Annotated in this window: 14 protein-coding genes; 5 read left to right on the forward strand and 9 right to left on the reverse strand. The window is 53.5% G+C overall.

Annotated features, from left to right (window positions below; all coding sequences use genetic code 11):
• Positions 1–28 precede the first annotated feature (28 nt).
• Positions 29–1,318, forward strand: a complete 1,290-nt coding sequence (locus JM656_RS20080; protein WP_203359272.1) for a Gfo/Idh/MocA family protein — start codon at positions 29–31, stop codon at positions 1,316–1,318.
• A gap of 42 nt (positions 1,319–1,360) precedes the next feature.
• Here JM656_RS20080 and JM656_RS20085 read toward each other — a convergent pair whose 3' ends face one another.
• The 3 genes from JM656_RS20085 to JM656_RS20095 all read right to left on the reverse strand — a co-directional run bounded on the left by JM656_RS20085 (position 1,361) and on the right by JM656_RS20095 (position 3,483).
• Positions 1,361–2,308, reverse strand: coding sequence for a hypothetical protein (locus JM656_RS20085; protein WP_203359273.1), 948 nt, complete (start codon positions 2,306–2,308; stop codon positions 1,361–1,363).
• An 82-nt stretch (positions 2,309–2,390) separates the two neighbouring features.
• Positions 2,391–3,080 carry an LrgB family protein gene (locus tag JM656_RS20090; RefSeq protein ID WP_203359274.1) on the reverse strand — a complete coding sequence of 230 codons (690 nt, stop codon included), beginning with the start codon at positions 3,078–3,080 and terminating at the stop codon, positions 2,391–2,393.
• Positions 3,073–3,483 (reverse strand): CidA/LrgA family protein, encoded by a 411-nt coding sequence (locus tag JM656_RS20095; protein WP_192613752.1) that lies wholly within the window; start codon positions 3,481–3,483, stop codon positions 3,073–3,075. Before JM656_RS20095 ends, JM656_RS20090 begins: the two co-directional genes overlap by 8 nt.
• 103 nt (positions 3,484–3,586) lie before the next feature.
• Here JM656_RS20095 and JM656_RS20100 point away from each other — a divergent pair, with 103 nt between their 5' ends.
• A complete protein-coding gene (locus JM656_RS20100; RefSeq protein ID WP_203359275.1) occupies positions 3,587–4,489 on the forward strand; it encodes a LysR family transcriptional regulator in 903 nt (300 codons plus the stop codon).
• Positions 4,490–4,516: 27 nt separating this feature from the next.
• On the opposite strand, the gene JM656_RS20105 is transcribed toward JM656_RS20100, so the two are convergent.
• The 4 genes from JM656_RS20105 to soxR all read right to left on the reverse strand — a co-directional run bounded on the left by JM656_RS20105 (position 4,517) and on the right by soxR (position 9,483).
• The gene (locus tag JM656_RS20105) at positions 4,517–6,163 is read right to left on the reverse strand and encodes a Na+/H+ antiporter (protein WP_203359276.1); all 1,647 of its coding nucleotides are present in this window, start codon (positions 6,161–6,163) and stop codon (positions 4,517–4,519) included.
• Positions 6,164–6,316: 153 nt separating this feature from the next.
• Positions 6,317–7,666, reverse strand: a complete 1,350-nt coding sequence (ghxP, locus tag JM656_RS20110; protein WP_203359277.1) for a guanine/hypoxanthine transporter GhxP — start codon at positions 7,664–7,666, stop codon at positions 6,317–6,319.
• Between the two features lie 332 nt (positions 7,667–7,998).
• Entirely contained in the window at positions 7,999–8,667 is a 669-nt protein-coding gene (locus JM656_RS20115) for a glutathione S-transferase family protein (RefSeq protein WP_203359278.1), read from the reverse strand.
• A 357-nt stretch (positions 8,668–9,024) separates the two neighbouring features.
• Positions 9,025–9,483: a redox-sensitive transcriptional activator SoxR gene (soxR, locus tag JM656_RS20120; RefSeq protein ID WP_203359279.1), complete on the reverse strand. Its 459-nt coding sequence runs from the start codon at positions 9,481–9,483 to the stop codon at positions 9,025–9,027.
• An 86-nt stretch (positions 9,484–9,569) separates the two neighbouring features.
• Between soxR and soxS the strand changes: the two genes are divergently transcribed.
• Positions 9,570–9,893, forward strand: coding sequence for a superoxide response transcriptional regulator SoxS (gene soxS / locus JM656_RS20125; protein WP_162381798.1), 324 nt, complete (start codon positions 9,570–9,572; stop codon positions 9,891–9,893).
• Positions 9,894–9,895: 2 nt separating this feature from the next.
• On the opposite strand, the gene JM656_RS20130 is transcribed toward soxS, so the two are convergent.
• Positions 9,896–11,482, reverse strand: a complete 1,587-nt coding sequence (locus JM656_RS20130) for an EAL domain-containing protein (protein ID WP_203359280.1) — start codon at positions 11,480–11,482, stop codon at positions 9,896–9,898.
• Between the two features lie 761 nt (positions 11,483–12,243).
• On the opposite strand from JM656_RS20130, the gene JM656_RS20135 reads away from it, so the two are divergent.
• Positions 12,244–12,525 (forward strand): YjcB family protein, encoded by a 282-nt coding sequence (locus JM656_RS20135; RefSeq protein ID WP_192613759.1) that lies wholly within the window; start codon positions 12,244–12,246, stop codon positions 12,523–12,525.
• A gap of 105 nt (positions 12,526–12,630) precedes the next feature.
• Here the strand turns inward: JM656_RS20135 and ssb1 are convergent, their stop codons facing one another.
• Complete coding sequence (gene ssb1, locus JM656_RS20140; protein ID WP_192613760.1) at positions 12,631–13,161, reverse strand: single-stranded DNA-binding protein SSB1; 531 nt, start codon at positions 13,159–13,161, stop codon at positions 12,631–12,633.
• A 250-nt stretch (positions 13,162–13,411) separates the two neighbouring features.
• Between ssb1 and uvrA the strand changes: the two genes are divergently transcribed.
• A complete protein-coding gene (gene uvrA / locus JM656_RS20145; RefSeq protein WP_203359281.1) occupies positions 13,412–16,234 on the forward strand; it encodes an excinuclease ABC subunit UvrA in 2,823 nt (940 codons plus the stop codon).
• Positions 16,235–16,265: the final 31 nt, after the last annotated feature.

Here is a 16,265-nt window from a genome sequence, read left to right on the forward strand (position 1 = left end):
TTAATTCATTTAGTGAAAAGAGGATGCTATGAAAAAATATGCCCTGGTGGGAACCGGTGGGCGTGCGGGACTGTATATCTCGGCGATTGGCGGGCAGTGGCAAGAGAACGCCCGGCTGGTCGCCTTTTGCGATACCAACCAAACCCGTATGAACTACGCCAATCAGTTGCTGGAGAAAGAAGGCGCAGTCCCCGCCTCCACCTGGAAAGCCCAGCAGTTTGAAGAGATGATCCGCGAAACCCGTCCGGATATCATTATTGTCACGACAATGGATCGCACCCATGACGATTACATCGTCCGGGCGCTGCACGCTGGCTGCGATGTGATCACAGAAAAGCCGATGACCATCGATGAAAAGCGCGCGCTGCGCATCCTTGATGCCATTGAGGAAACCGGCAGGCAAGTACGGGTCGCCTTTAACTATCGCTATGCCCCACACCACAGCAAAGTGCGTGAACTGTTGATGAACGGCACCATTGGCGAGGTTTACTCCGTTCATTTTGAATGGCTGCTGAATACGGAGCACGGGGCCGATTATTTCCGTCGCTGGCACCGTGAAAAACGCAACAGCGGCGGTCTGCTGGTGCATAAATCCACCCACCATTTTGACCTGATGAACTTCTGGCTGGAGAGCTACCCGGAGCGCGTTTATGCCGAAGGCGGCCTGCGTTTTTACGGTAAAGAGAACGCCGAACGCCGTGGCGTGACGCAATTTTACCCGCGCGCCCACGGTTACTCACACGCCAAAGATGATCCGTTTGCGCTACAGATGGCAGAAAATCCGCAGCTTAAAGCGCTCTATCTGGATGCCGAACATGAGGACAATTACTTCCGCGATCAAAGCGTGTTCAGTGACGGCATTACCATTGAAGACACCATGTCGGTGCTGGTGAAATACCAGAATCAGGTGCAGCTTACCTACTCACTGAATACGTATTTGCCCTGGGAAGGGTTAAACGTGGTCTTTAACGGCAGTGAAGGACGCCTGGAGATGAAGATTGTTGAGAAATCTTACGTGAACGCAGGGGGTGAACGTGAGAATGAGGGCAGTCTTGAGGCCTGCGATATCACCGTTTATCCGATGTTTGCCGCACCGTGGAAAGCGGAGTTCACGCTGGGAGAAGGCGGACATGGGGGTGGCGATAACGCCATGCTGGCAGACCTGTTCGGCGAGCCACAGCATGACCCCCTCCAGCGCGCCGCCGACCACCGCGCCGGAGCGATGTCGATTCTCACAGGCATCGCCGGAAATCTCTCTATACAGCAACAGCGTCCGGTGAACTTTACCGAGTTTGAACTGGTTTCGCGATTGAAATAAATCGCGAGCGCCATGCGGTGACAAGCCGCGTGGCGCTTTTCCCTACCCCACGGTAACGCTGCCAACCAGTCTGAGTTTTCCGTCAATCAGCTTAAAAATGTAAGACGACGCGCCATCGCAGTACTCAGAAAGGCCGGGGAGCTGTTTATTGGCGCTGGTCCCCAGATAAAGACGCAAACTCCCCTCTTCGAACTCGCCGCCAGCAACGGTATCGCACGTCCCTTCAACGGTATGCTTTTGCCCATTTTCCTCGTAAAAGAACATCCCATCGTCTTCTGCTGGAAAGTAGTGCCGTTTTTGTTCTTCTTCAGATAACGCATTTATCCTGCGCTCGCCGAGGGTCTGCACATCAGGATTCACCATGATTTCACTGAGCATCTGCAAGCTATCAATGACTTTTGTCGCATTTTTGTCAAAAACGGCCTCGGTGAGTTTTTCCGGTTCCTGCGAATCAATATGAGGGAAAAAGCCCCACGTATCGCCCTCAACCGGAAACACAAAATATGTTTTCAGCGCGGCAACGTCCTTTTCTCGCAGCGCCTGCTGGAACTGTTGCAACTGAACCAACATGCTCTTTTTCTGCTCTGGCGTGGTCGCCCCGCTGACCTCTTTTACATCATCCAACAGGAGTAAAACGGACGTGAAGTGCCAACCAGACTGCAAATACTGGGTTTCCCCCGTTACGATGACCTCTTTATCCAGACTCGGCGCGATGTCGGCGTAAGTGACTTTCGTCTTATCGATGAAAATAAGCTGCACTTCAGGAACCTGTTCGTCTGCGCTGGTGATATTGCATTCAAGAGGCTCGTTAAGCTGCAAAAAATCGTAAGTCAGCGCTTCGTCACCCTCCTCGATGCTTTCGAAATTCGGCGGGCCAGGGTAAGTGTGCTGCACCAGCTTACCCTGCAGGGTAATGTGTTGATTTTCATCAGGACACCAGGCCAAAACGGACTGGCTAAATAATAGGGCAGACAGCCATAAATACTTCACACTTTGTATCCTTACATCAGCGAGTAGAGTTACCCGCCAGTGTAATGAGTACGCAGAGTAATGAACATTGCCGACCGCAAAATCAGAACATAACTCTGGCAACCAGCGGCGCCGCCAGCACGGTCACTACCCCTGAAAGCATCATCACCAGGCTCGCCACAACCCCTTCCTGCTGACCCAGTTCATAGGATCGCGCGGTGCCCGCGCCGTGGGAAGCGGCGCCAAATCCCGCCCCTTTTGCCATCCCTTCGCGAATAGAGAGACGCAAAAACAGCGCGTCGCCAACCGCCATGCCAAATACCCCGGTGACCACGACAAACAGCGCGACTAAATCCGGTTGCCCACCCAACGGCTCTGCCGCCGCCAGCGCAAAGGGCGTGGTGATAGAGCGCACCGCCAGACTGCGCTGGATCTCATCTGGCAATGTAAATAAGCGTGCCAGCCAGACGGAACTGGTGATAGCCACCACCGTCGCCGTCACCACGCCTGCGGTCAGCGACATCCAGTGGCGTTTGATGATCGCGATGTTATCGTAAACCGGTACGGCAAACGCAATGGTCGCCGGGCCGAGCAGCCACAACAGCCAGTGCGATTCGCCAATGTAGTTTTGCCAGGAGATATGTCCAAACACCAGCATCAACACCAGCAGCGCGGGAGTGAGTACCAGCGGCATTAACGGCAGTTTACGAAAACGACGATACAGACGTTTGTTGGCGAAATAGATAACCAGCGTGACAGCCAGGCACAGTATGCTTAACTGGAAATTACTCACGGTTTAACCTGCTTAACTCGTAGCGATACACTTTGTCCACCACCCATGCGGTGGTGCCCAGCACCATCAGGGTGCTGATGGCGATCACCGCAAAGATTCGCCATCCGTCCACCAGCAGCAGTTGCGTGTAGTTGACGACAGCGACCACCGCCGGAATAAAGAACAGCAGCATTTCGGCCAGCAACCAGTGTGCGCCCGCCCGAACCCATTTGAGCGGAACTACCCGACAGACAATCAACGCCAACATCAACACCATCCCGACCAGATTGGCGGGTAACGGCAGATGCAGCCAGGCGACGAGATATTGGGCAAAAACAAATAAACCTGCATACAGCAGTACCTGAACCGGTACCTGGAGTCGTTGCACAACGGCAGGCGTAACGCGGCTTATCGCCACAGCCATGAGGACATGTCCTGAAAAATAATACGAAGCGCCAGTATAGAGAGCCTCCGCCCTGGACTGAAATGAATTAAACTCATTGCAGGCATAGTCTTAAGGAATAATCATGGATATCAGAACGCTGCGTTATTTTGTCGAGGTGGTGCGCCAGCAAAGTTTCACCCGCGCAGCGGAGAAGTTATTTGTCACCCAGCCTACCATCAGCAAAATGCTGAAGAACCTTGAAGATGAACTCAACTGTACGCTGCTGATCCGCGACGGGCGGCGGCTTTTGCTGACCGATACGGGGCGCGTGGTCTTTGAGCGCGGACTGGCGATTCTCGCAGAGTTCCGCCAACTGGAAGCCGAGTTGGGGGATATTAACCATCTCAACAAAGGCGTGTTGCGCCTCGGCATTCCCCCAATGGTGGGCATGTTAATGGCGGGACCAATTAGCCTGTTTCGCCAGCGCTACCCCGGCGTGGAACTGAAGATTTCAGAGTTTGGCGGCCTGACGGTGCAGCAGGCGGTGAGCAATGGCGAGCTGGATGTCGCCATGACCGCGCTGCCTGTCGAAGAGGAAAGCGGACTGGCAACGTTGCCGCTCTTTAGCCATCCCCTGTGCGTGCTGGTGCCGCGCTCCGGCCAGTGGATGAAATGCGAGTCGATTTCCCCGGAGGCGTTGGCGGAACACCCATTGCTTATCTACAACGAAGATTTTGCGTTGAGCCGCCAACTGATGCAGCTTTTTCACCAGCATGGCGTGAAGCCGCGCATTGCCGTGCGCAGCGGGCAGTGGGATTTTCTGGCGGCCATGGTGCAGGCGGGCGTTGGCATTGCCATTTTGCCGGAACCGATTTGTCAGCGTCTGGATAAGAACACACTGCGCTGGCTCCCGCTGGAGAGCGACTTGCGCTGGCAACTGGGGATGATCTGGCGCGAAGGCGTTTACCTGTCGCATAGCGCCCAGGCATGGTTGAAATGTTGCGAAGGGTTTTGGTTAACGCAGGAACGGCGCATTGCCCGGTAAGCGAAACGCCACCGGGCAACACGAGGCTTACTGATTTTCGATCAGCAGCGCTTCCAGCAAATCGAGATCGTGCAGCAGTTTCTGCAACGTTTCATTGCTGATCTCGCGCGTGGCGCGCAGGTGATACAACTCAGCGCGTTCGGAGCGTAATGCCGCCAGACGGAATCGCCGCTCAAGGTTTTCCTCCTGCATTGAACTTTCGACATCATTACGCCCATCGGCACGACGGCGTAAATTACCAATCACGCGGGAACTGACCTCCGTCAGCAACTGGTTATCGATGTTCTCTTCGCTATCCGCCGCCAGACGTTCTTCCATTTTCTGGATGGCGACAATCGCCACCTCAGCCGTCGCCGCCCGCGCGATCCGCATCTCTTTCTGCTGCTGAGAGTGGTCGGCCACTTCCAGATGTTGCAGCAGAATCGGCAGCATCACCACACCGACAAACAGCGAAAATAAAATCACCCCAGCGGCCAAAAAGACGAGTTCGTAGCGCGCGGGAAAGACACTGCCATCAGGTAGCAGCAGCGGGATAGAAAGGACACCCGCCAGGGTGATCGCCCCACGAACACCGGCAAAAGAGGCAATCAGAATCTCACGCGTCGTCCAGGAGCCAAATTCCATTGGTTTTTTCTTCAGGAAACGCTGGCTGAAATTTTTCATCGTCCACAACCAGCCAAATCGAACCAACATCAGCGCCACGTAAATCAGCACAATATCGGTAAACAGCATCCACATTTCAACGTTCGGATCGGCTTCTGCCGCCACCAGCGACGATTCCAGGATGCCCGGCAATTGCAGCCCCAACAGCAGGAAGACCATGCCGTTAAACACAAACTCCAGCATCGCCCAGGTACTGTTAGCACGCAGACGCATCGCCAGCGGCGCACGGCGCATAACACCAGAGCGGGTGATAGTCATCCCGGCCGCCACCGCAGCCAGGATGCCGGACACGCCAATATGTTCCGCAATCAGGTAGGAGGCAAACGGCAGCAGGAACAGCAGAACGATTTGGGTTGCCGGTTCATCGCCACCCCAGCGGCTCAGGAAGCGCAGAGAGCGACCATAGAGCCAGCTGACCACAAACCCCGCCAGAACCCCACCAGCCGCCACCTTAAAGAACTCTACCGTTGCGCCGCCGATGGTGAACACCATCGTGCCCATCGCCACGGCCACCGCAAACTTCAACGACACCAGGCCGGAGGCGTCATTCATCAACGCTTCACCCTGCAGGATGCCCATAATTTTTTTCGGGATCCGCCCTTCACCGACAATCCCGGAGAGCGCCACCGCATCGGTCGGCGACAGTACCGCAGCCAGCGCAAAAGCCGGTATCAGCGGAATGCCCGGCACCAGCCAGTAAATCATAAAACCAATCCCAACCACCGTGACGATCACTAACGCCAGCGCCAGCCCCAAAATCTCTCGCCCGTGCTCAAGGAATTCGCGGGTAGGCGTCTTCCAGCCATCCGCAAACAGCAGTGGCGGGATAAAGAGAACCAGAAACAGTTCAGGGTCAAATTCCACATGCAAACCAAACGTTGGCCACGCCAGCAACGCGCCAACGGCGATCTGCATGAGGGGGAGAGGGAGTTGAAAGGGTAATACGCGAGTCACTACCCCGGACAGCGAGACCACGAGGGTCATAATGAGTATCGTGAAGAAAATTTCCATGCGATCCCTGTTTGCGATGTTTCTTATGATAAGTACTGAGAGGCGTCGTGCCTCAATTCTATCTTCCTCAGAGTAACGCAAAAGACAACGGGATGTGCTCCGAAAATAAAAACGGGCGGCAAAAGCCACCCGTTTTTAGAGGGTTCGACAGGATTAGATAGCCCAGCCGCCCGCGTAGAATGCGACCAGCGCCACCGCGATCACCACTGTACCGATGTTCAGCTTACGCCATTCGCCAGAGACCAGACGACCAATCACCAGCGTCGCAAAACCGATCATAATGCCGGTCACGATGTTACAGGTCAGGACGATAAACACCGCAGTGACCAAACCGGCCATCGCATCGACAAAATCAGTAAAGTCGATTTTGCCCACGTTGCTCAGCATCAGCAGGCCGACATACATCAGCGCTGGCGCTGTTGCATAGACCGGCACCAGGTAGGAGAGCGGGGAAAGGAACAGGATAAACAGGAACAACACGCCAACGGTAATGGCCGTCAGACCGGTTTTTCCGCCTGCCGCCGTACCGGCTGCTGATTCAATGTATACCGCAGCCGGAGCCGCACCGACCAGCCCGGAGAATACGCTGCTCAGGGAGTCCGTGGTCAGCGCTTTACCGCCGTCGATAATCTGCCCGTCTTTATCCAGTAGGTTCGCCTGACCGGCGACCGCACGGATTGTGCCTGTGGCATCAAACACCGCCGTCATCACCAACGCCAGTACGCTCGGCAGCACAACAGGGTTCAGCGCGCCCATAATGTCCAGGCTGCCAATCAGCGAGTTACCGTTCTCATCGCTCAGAGACGGCATGGCAAAAATACCGGAGAAATGCACGTTCGGGTCGAAGATCAGGCCAACAACGGAAATACCGATGATGGTGAGCAGAATGCCGCCAGGCACTTTCAGTTTTTCCAGACCGACAATCACCGCCAGACCAATCAGCGACATGATCACCGGGAAGGAGTCAAAATGACCCAGCGCAACCGGCAGGCCGTCCAGCGGGTTCTTAATGACCAGACCCACGCCGTTCGCGGCAATCAACAGCAGGAACAGACCGATACCAATACCCGTACCATGCGCCACACCCTGCGGCAGGTTTCGCAGGATCCAACTACGGATACCCGTTGCGGAGATAACCGTAAACAGCACGCCCATCAGGAACACCGCGCCAAGCGCGACCGGTACGCTGATGTGCTGGCCCAGCACCAGACTAAACGCGGTGAAGGCGGTCAGAGAAATCGCACAACCAATGGCCAGCGGCAGGTTCGCCCACAGACCCATCACAATCGACCCCACACCCGCCACCAGACAGGTCGCCACAAATACGGCGGCTGGTGGGAATCCTGCTTTACCCAGCATCCCCGGAACGACGATCACAGAGTAGACCATCGCCAGAAACGTCGTTAATCCGGCAACCACTTCCTGACGGACGGTACTTCCACGGTGTGAAATTTTAAACCAGGCGTCAAGTGAACCGCCGGTACGCGCTGAAGGCGTAGACATAGAAAACATCCCCTGAGAGTTTATTTTTCGTCGATATGCGTGGTGGACAATCCACTGCCAGCGAAACGTCATCTCCATGTGCTACGTTTGCAACAATAGGGGTGTCGCAAAAAAAGCAAACGTTTAGCTCCGCGCATAAAAAACAGGTAGTAAAAAAAAGCAAACGATTATCCAGCGATTCTACGGGGGTTTTCAACCTAACTTTGTCCCTTTTTACGCATTTCTTTTTAGAATGGCGAAGAAACAGACAATCGATGCGCAAACGTTATCGTCAATGCGCAATCTGATAACAATTTTCTCCTGCGCTGTTCATAAATCAACCAGAAAACATCTTACCCGCCGGGGATCTCGAATGCGCCGCCCTGATGAATCGCGCGTTGCCAGGCGGGTCGCGTCTCCACCCGTTTTTTCCAGGCGCTGATGTGCGTCAGGTCCTCAATTCCGCTTCTGGCAAGCAGCGCAAACAGCGGGAAACTCATTTGAATGTCCGCCATGCTGATATGCTCTCCGGCAAACCAAGGGCGTTCCGCCAGATGCGCATCAATATAGCGGGCATGCGTTTCCAGTTGCGGATTGAGCCAGGCTTTTTGCACCCCTTGTCCCAGCACGCCGCCCAGCGTACGCAACCCAAAGGGGACGGGAGGTTTACCGAGGCTCACGAAGACCAACTTCAGCAGTAACATCGGCATCAGCGAACCTTCAGCATAATGAAGCCAGAACCGGTACTGCCGTTTCTGTTCGCTATCAACCGGTTTAAAGTGTCCTGCGCTGTCATAGGTTTCCTGCAAATACTCAAGTATTGCCCCGGATTCGGCGAGGATGGCGCCGTTGTCTTCAACCACCGGGGATTTACCAAGAGGGTGGATTTTTTTCAGCGCCGGCGGCGCCAGCATCGTCTTTTCACGCTGATAACGAATAATCTGGTACGGCAGCGATAACTCCTCTAATGCCCACAGTACGCGCTGGGATCGGGACTGATTCAAGTGATGTACTGTCAGCATGTTTGCCTCCTGTCTTTCATTCCAATTAACTATAGAAAATTGTCGAAGATGGCGTAAAAATTTCGGCTAAATAATCGACATAACAGTGGCAAACCTGCGGTCGTGGCATACAATTACAGTATCAACACAGACCGGAACCTCCACCACGTGCTCGACTGAGGGGTGTTGACGTCGGGGGAAACCCTCCCGTGAACCAGCGGGATAGAGTGAAAGACAAAGACCGGAAACAAACTAAAGCGCCCTCCTGTGGCGCTTTAGTTTTGTCCTGTTATTGCTGGAAAGTACGTTTTCCGCCCTACAATAACGCGTAAATGGCAACCCTGGTAAACATCGCGCCAGCGGGTCAACACAAACCGTTTAATCATCTTCCAGCAATCGCGCGCCCGTCCCCTGCTCGCCTAACTGATCGCCAGGGTTACGCAATGGGCAGTCACTACGTGAAAGACAACCGCAGCCAATACACCCGTCCAGTTCATCACGCAACGCCTCCAGCGTGTGGATGCGCCTGTCTAGCTCCTCACGCCACTGCGATGAAAGCTGCCGCCACTCTTTTACACTCAATGTATGGCCTTCCGGCAGTACGCCCAGCGCCTCGCTAATGGTCGCCAGGGGAATGCCAATTCGCTGAGCAATTTTGATGATCGCCACATAACGCAACACATCGCGTTTATATCGTCGCTGATTGCCGCTGTTGCGAATACTGCTGATCAGCCCTTTGCTTTCGTAAAAGTGCAAAGCGGATACCGCCACGCCGCTACGCTTTGCCACCTCGCCCGGCGTCAAAAGGGCTTTAATGCGGGGTAATTTCTTTTCCATAAATCGCTTTACCTCAAGTTAACTTGAGGAATTATACTCGCCAGCAGACAAAACGACGAATTGAACACTGAGAAAGAGGCAGCAATATGTCCCATCAGCAGATTATTCAAACCCTTATTGAATGGATTGATGAACATATCGACCAACCGCTGAACATTGATGTGGTCGCAAAAAAATCAGGTTATTCGAAGTGGTACTTGCAGCGAATGTTCCGAACGGTGATGCGCCAGACGTTGGGCGACTATATTCGCCAGCGTCGGCTCCTGCTGGCCGCCGTTGAACTACGAACGACCGAACGCCCCATTTTTGATATTGCGATGGATCTGGGATATGTGTCGCAACAAACCTTTTCGCGTGTCTTCCGCCGCGAGTTTGATCGCACCCCCAGCGACTATCGCCATAGCCTGTAATATTACTGCTCGTGCTGCATCATGCTCACGAGCGGTCGTTGTAACCATTGCATGAACTCTTGCGGCGGTAGCGCTTTCGCAAAGTGCCATCCCTGACAGTAATGGACGCCGCGCTTAAGCAACCAGGTGACCTGCTCTGGTGTTTCCACCCCTTCCGCAATGGTCTTCAGACGCAGGCTTTGCGCCATCTCAATAATATGTTCCGCGATAAGATGGCTGGTACTGTTGGTGGTCAACGTATCGACAAACGATTTGTCGATCTTCAGAATGTCGACATTCAACGAATACAGATTGTGCAGGTTCGAATACCCTGTGCCGAAATCATCAATGGCGACTTCGTAGCCCGCCTGACGAAACGCCTGAATCACCGGCGTCATTTTGGGCACATCAATAAATCCGCGCTCCGTCACTTCCACTTTAATTTGTTGCGCAAGCACCGAATGCTGGCGTGCTTTCTCAGCGATTAACGCAATCAGACGCGAGGAGTGAAAGTCGGAAGCCGAGAGGTTGATCGAAATATACAGATGGGGATGCCGCGCCAGGAAATGGCCCAAATCATTGAACACCCCTTCTACGACATAATCCGTAAGCTGTTCAATCATCCCCTCTTTTTCTGCCAGTTGGATAAACTCCGTGGGGCTCATGACCTGCCCTTCACATCCCGGCCAGCGTAACAGTGCCTCCGCACCGACGCATTTTTCATTTTTGACATCAATGATCGGCTGGTAATGAACACAGAGTTGACGTTTATCAATTGCACGCTGCAGCAAACGGCGGGGAGAGTGATATTCCCGGCGGGTACGCCACCCCATCAGCAGCAAAATAATGCTACAGATAATGCCTAACGGCAGTGTCAGCGTGGCCTGGTGATACAGATTCTGGTAAAAACGATCGCTTGAAGACGAAACAATCACCGCAATCGGGCGTTTTTCGGAATGCACAATAGTGTAGAAACGATTGTCTTCCTGAAAAACTAATTTATCACGGCGTATCAGCGGGAGTAATTGTTCAACATTGGCCCACTCGCTGACAGAGAAAAATGATTCGGTGACCGTATCGTACACTCCCCAGGCCAGGGACTGATCGTCAGACATCACTTCGCTGTAAGATAACGGATTTATCACCGCCACATAGTTTCCCCTTTGCATATACGTCATTTTATAGCCTGCAAAAAAAGGGGTGTCGCGATAGTAATAAATAGCGGTATCAGGTTTTCGTTGATAATTGGCGGAGGGAATAATATAAGGACTGGCGGGTGCCATAACGGTCGAACACAAGAAATGATCGCCCTGGGCATAAATTAGCTCGCTAATATACAAGCGACCACGAATAATATTCAGCATGCGTTGCTGATGCGCGGAAGTGCACGCTTTGCCATGATACTGTTCTGCTGCATCACGCGCTAAATCAGCCTGTAAGATAACCAGCTCTGTTTTATCTAACGCCAGTTGTGCAAAAGAGTGAAGTTGGTTATGCGTTTCTGATACCGCGCGTCCCTGAGCGAACCATAGCGCCAGCATCACGGGGAGCAATGCCACCATGATTGTTCCGAGGAACTTCAGCATCTTGCTGCGCGCACTACGATTCATTTCAGCCCTATTTCCCTGCAGTATATGTGCCTGTCATCATCAAGGCTGGATGTTCTATCTCAATAATTCGAGTTGCAGGACCAGGCGTAGTGACACGGCACGTAAAAGCGAACCCAGGCACTAACAAAACGCAATGACCGGGGTGAACGAATGCAGCCGTAGCACATGCAACTTGAAGCACGTCGAGTCTATAACAAACAGGTGATTAAATTGCATGAATCTATCAACATTAGCAACAGACTTTTCTTAGTAAAAGTCTGATATTGACGGATGATGATAATATTTTCCCGTAAGGCAAACTTGAAGTTACGCTTATTTTTATTAAGGAATACGCGGCCCGACAAGAATTCGGATTTTTCTTAAATGAATGACATGCGTATTTTTAAAAAATTTCGTTAATTTTTCTGAATGGTTAATTTTACTGAAAATATAAAAGAGTAATAAAGATACATCTTTATTATCCAACGCCTGGCGCTAAATAATTTGAATAACAGCGCATGCAACCTGAAACATGACCACCAGAAATCCTCTCCCATCCTTGTTTACCACATATTTATTGTGGTTATAAAACAGGCAAAAAAGGGCGTCCCACGCTGGCGAATAAATCACTCAATGTGATATAGTTCACAAAACAAATGAAACAAAAACAACGTTTCATTAAGTCTTGTTCTCAAAGCCCGCCGATAGCCAGAGTGCACCACGTCTCCCGTGAACAGCACCGTGCTGTCCAGGGCAGCAGCTACTCTCAGAGGATTTGTTTCATGGCAACCATCACCACTGGCGTGGTTCTTCTCCGCTGGCAATTGCTGAGCGCCGTGCTCATGTTTTTAGCCAGCACGCTGAATATTCAGTTTCGTAAATCAGACGCGATTGGGCTGTCAGTCATCAGTAGCGCTCTTGGCGTGGTCTCCGCCTGTTGGTTTGCAACCGGTCTGCTCGGTATTACTCTGGTGGATATCTCGGCCATCTGGAGCAATATCGAATCGGTGATGGTGGAGGTGATGAGCCATACGCCACCCGAGTGGCCGATGGTGTTAGTCTGACGTTGAGAAGAGCCTCCTCCGTGGAGGCTTTTTATTAGGCAATAAAAAACCCCCTGTCGAGACAGGGGGTTGCAGAAAACACGTTACCGTATTAACCCATCATTATCAGAACGGGATGTCGTCATCGAAATCCATCGGCGGTTCGTTAGACGGCGCTGGTGCAGACTGCTGCGGACGAGACTGCGCGCCGCCGCTGAACTGATTGCCGCCCTGAGGCTGCTGAGGCTGACCCCAACCACCCTGCTGCTGACCACCTGCACTACCGCCTGCCGGAGCACCGCCGCCCTGACGGCCACCCAGCATCTGCATGGTGCCGCCCACGTTAACCACCACTTCCGTCGTGTATTTTTCTACGCCGGACTGATCGGTCCATTTGCGGGTACGCAGCTGACCTTCAATATAGACCTGAGAACCTTTACGCAGGTATTCGCTGGCCACTTCCGCCAGTTTGCCAAACAGCACAACACGGTGCCATTCGGTCTGCTCTTTCATCTCACCGGTCGCTTTATCACGCCAGGATTCGGAAGTAGCCAGCGTAATGTTGGCAACTGCGCCACCATTCGGCATATAGCGTACTTCCGGGTCCTGGCCCAGATTACCGACGAGAATCACCTTGTTTACGCCTCTGCTGGCCATGATCGTGTCTCCTGAAAAACGTTTCTTAATAAGTGTAAGCGCGGGATTGTAGCATTTCCAATAGCGCTTTTACTACGTTGCGAGGTCGATTCCAGTCAACAACCTCAGCCGGACATTGTTGCACAGACACCTGCGTTTTGCATTCCAATACTGGATATCCATTCAGGTTTTATTGTGTCATAATTAACCGTTTGTAGTCACCGGTGGCTCCATGCGACCGGGAAAAAAGCGTTTAATCCGGGAAAGGTGAATGGATAAGATCGAAGTTCGGGGCGCCCGCACCCATAATCTCAAAAACATCAACCTCGTCATCCCCCGCGACAAATTAATTGTCGTGACCGGGCTTTCGGGTTCTGGCAAATCCTCGCTCGCTTTCGACACCTTGTATGCCGAGGGGCAGCGTCGTTACGTTGAATCCCTTTCCGCGTATGCGCGTCAGTTTCTGTCGCTGATGGAAAAGCCGGACGTCGACCATATTGAGGGGCTGTCGCCCGCCATCTCAATTGAACAGAAATCGACGTCCCATAACCCGCGCTCCACGGTAGGGACAATTACCGAAATCCACGACTACCTGCGTCTGTTGTTCGCCCGCGTCGGTGAGCCGCGCTGCCCGGACCACGATGTCCCGCTGGCGGCCCAGACCGTCAGCCAGATGGTGGATAACGTGCTGTCGCAGCCAGAAGGAAAGCGCCTGATGCTGCTGGCGCCGGTGATCAAAGAGCGTAAAGGTGAACACACCAAAACGCTGGAAAATCTGGCGAGCCAGGGCTACATCCGCGCCCGTATTGACGGTGAGGTGTGCGATCTCTCCGATCCGCCGAAACTGGAACTGCAAAAGAAACACACCATTGAGGTAGTGATCGACCGCTTCAAAGTGCGCGACGATCTGTCCCAGCGTCTGGCCGAATCCTTTGAAACGGCGCTGGATCTTTCCGGCGGTACGGCGGTAGTTGCCGACATGGACGATCCAAAAGCGGAAGAGCTGCTCTTCTCCGCCAACTTCGCCTGTCCGATTTGCGGCTACAGTATGCGTGAACTGGAACCCCGGTTGTTTTCATTCAACAACCCGGCGGGCGCCTGCCCGACCTGCGACGGCCTTGGCGTACAACAGTATTTCGACCCCGACCGGGTGATCCAGAATCCCGAGCTGTCGCTGGCGGGTGGCGCTATCCGCGGCTGGGACCGTCGTAACTTCTATTACTTCCAGATGCTGAAATCGCTGGCTGAGCACTACAAGTTCGACGTAGATGCGCCGTGGGCCAGCCTGAGCGCGAATGTTCACAAAGTCGTGCTGTACGGTTCAGGTAAAGAGAACATTGAATTTAAGTACATGAACGATCGCGGCGATACCTCAGTTCGTCGCCATCCGTTCGAAGGCGTGCTGCACAATATGGAGCGCCGCTACAAAGAGACGGAATCCAGTGCGGTACGCGAAGAGCTGGCGAAGTTCATCAGCAATCGCCCGTGCACCAGTTGTGAAGGTACGCGCCTGCGTCGTGAAGCACGCCATGTGTTTGTTGAAAATACGCCGCTACCTGCGATTTCCGACATGAGCATCGGCCATGCGATGGATTTCTTCAACAACCTCAAACTTGCCGGTCAGCGTGCGAAAATCGCAGAGAAAATCCTTAAAGAGATCGGCGATCGCCTCAAGTTCCTCGTCAACGTCGGCCTGAAGTACCTGACGCTTTCCCGTTCTGCAGAGACACTTTCCGGCGGCGAAGCGCAGCGTATCCGTTTGGCCAGCCAGATTGGCGCGGGGTTAGTCGGCGTGATGTACGTGCTGGATGAACCGTCGATTGGTTTGCATCAACGTGACAACGAACGCCTGCTGGGAACGCTTGTCCATCTGCGTAATCTTGGTAACACCGTTATCGTCGTAGAACACGACGAAGATGCGATTCGCGCCGCTGACCATGTGATCGATATCGGTCCTGGCGCTGGCGTCCATGGTGGTCAGGTGGTAGCAGAAGGCACCCTCGACGATATCATGGCGGTTCCTGAATCCCTCACCGGCCAGTACATGAGCGGCAAACGCAAGATTGAAGTGCCCAAACAACGCGTTGCGGCGGATCCGGAGAAAGTGCTGCGACTGACAGGCGCGCGAGGCAACAACCTGAAAGACGTGACGCTGACGCTGCCCGTGGGCCTGTTTACCTGCATTACCGGCGTTTCCGGTTCCGGTAAATCCACCTTGATTAACGACACGTTATTCCCGATTGCGCAAACGCAGTTGAATGGCGCCACGCTTGCTGAACCCGCGCCGTATCGCGATATTCAGGGTCTTGAACATTTTGATAAGGTCATCGACATCGACCAAAGTCCGATTGGCCGTACACCGCGCTCCAACCCGGCGACCTATACCGGCGTGTTTACCCCCGTACGTGAACTGTTTGCCGGTGTGCCGGAATCACGCTCGCGCGGTTATACGCCAGGACGCTTTAGCTTTAACGTGCGTGGCGGACGCTGCGAAGCCTGTCAGGGCGATGGCGTGATCAAAGTCGAAATGCACTTCCTGCCGGATATCTATGTGCCGTGCGATCAGTGCAAAGGCAAACGCTACAACCGCGAAACGCTGGAGATTAAGTACAAAGGCAAGACCATCCACGAAGTGCTGGATATGACCATCGAAGAAGCACGCGAGTTTTTTGATGCCGTTCCGGCGCTGGCGCGTAAGTTGCAAACCCTGATGGACGTCGGTCTGACCTACATTCGTCTCGGTCAGTCGGCAACGACGCTCTCCGGTGGTGAAGCACAGCGCGTGAAACTGGCGCGCGAGTTATCCAAACGCGGTACCGGGCAGACGCTCTATATTCTGGATGAGCCAACAACCGGTCTGCACTTTGCGGATATTCAGCAGTTGCTGGACGTGCTGCATCAGTTGCGCGATCAGGGCAACACCATTGTGGTGATTGAGCACAATCTGGACGTGATCAAGACGGCGGACTGGATAGTCGATTTAGGCCCGGAAGGCGGCAGCGGCGGCGGGGAAATCCTCGTTTCCGGTACGCCAGAAACCGTTGCAGAGTGCGAAGCCTCACACACTGCCCGTTTCCTCAAACCGATGCTGTAGTGGTACAAATGCCGCTTCCTGGTGTGTCAGG

The sequence above is a fragment of the Citrobacter sp. R56 genome, assembly GCF_016811995.1.
GTDB lineage: Bacteria > Pseudomonadota > Gammaproteobacteria > Enterobacterales > Enterobacteriaceae > Citrobacter_D > Citrobacter_D enshiensis.

Excerpts from the sequence above, each read along its gene's own strand:
- JM656_RS20135 (WP_192613759.1), top strand. The coding sequence starts at position 12,244 with ATGGCAACCATCACCACTGGCGTGGTTCTTCTCCGCTGGCAATTGCTG.
- JM656_RS20100 (WP_203359275.1), top strand. The coding sequence starts at position 3,587 with ATGGATATCAGAACGCTGCGTTATTTTGTCGAGGTGGTGCGCCAGCAA.
- JM656_RS20080 (WP_203359272.1), top strand. The coding sequence starts at position 29 with ATGAAAAAATATGCCCTGGTGGGAACCGGTGGGCGTGCGGGACTGTAT.
- soxS (WP_162381798.1), top strand. The coding sequence starts at position 9,570 with ATGTCCCATCAGCAGATTATTCAAACCCTTATTGAATGGATTGATGAA.
- uvrA (WP_203359281.1), top strand. The coding sequence starts at position 13,412 with ATGGATAAGATCGAAGTTCGGGGCGCCCGCACCCATAATCTCAAAAAC.
- ssb1 (WP_192613760.1), bottom strand. The coding sequence starts at position 13,161 with ATGGCCAGCAGAGGCGTAAACAAGGTGATTCTCGTCGGTAATCTGGGC.
- ghxP (WP_203359277.1), bottom strand. The coding sequence starts at position 7,666 with ATGTCTACGCCTTCAGCGCGTACCGGCGGTTCACTTGACGCCTGGTTT.
- JM656_RS20105 (WP_203359276.1), bottom strand. The coding sequence starts at position 6,163 with ATGGAAATTTTCTTCACGATACTCATTATGACCCTCGTGGTCTCGCTG.
- soxR (WP_203359279.1), bottom strand. The coding sequence starts at position 9,483 with ATGGAAAAGAAATTACCCCGCATTAAAGCCCTTTTGACGCCGGGCGAG.
- JM656_RS20095 (WP_192613752.1), bottom strand. The coding sequence starts at position 3,483 with ATGGCTGTGGCGATAAGCCGCGTTACGCCTGCCGTTGTGCAACGACTC.
- JM656_RS20115 (WP_203359278.1), bottom strand. The coding sequence starts at position 8,667 with ATGCTGACAGTACATCACTTGAATCAGTCCCGATCCCAGCGCGTACTG.
- JM656_RS20130 (WP_203359280.1), bottom strand. The coding sequence starts at position 11,482 with ATGAATCGTAGTGCGCGCAGCAAGATGCTGAAGTTCCTCGGAACAATC.